We start from the raw sequence: 319 nt of genomic DNA on the forward strand, positions 1-319 counted from the left end.
CGCCCGAAGCGGCTTCGCCGCCGCCCGCGGCGGGCCCGTCCGGCCCCGGCCGCGCGGTGGCCTCTCGCGGGCTGCCGGGTCCGGAGGCCGGTCCGTGCGGGGTCTGCCCGAGGGGCGCGCCCGGCACGCGACCCTCGGCGGCGCTCGTGGTGTGCGGGGCGGTCTTGTCCGGGCCGCCCGATGGGGGCGTCGAGCGGTGTGTGGGCTGCTCGGAGTGCGTGGCGCTCGGCGTGCGCGCGGCGGGGAGCGCGGAAGGGGCGGGCCCCGCCGGGGCCGCCGGGGTCGCGTGCTGGCGCGTGCCGCTCGGCGTGAGCGCGTC

The 319-nt window shown here is 83.7% G+C and carries 1 pseudogene; it reads right to left on the reverse strand.

The window, feature by feature from the left end:
* Positions 1–319, reverse strand: a pseudogene (locus ACX6XY_RS30160) (hypothetical protein); the annotation flags it as partial.

The organism is Streptomyces sp. O3 (assembly GCF_054788135.1).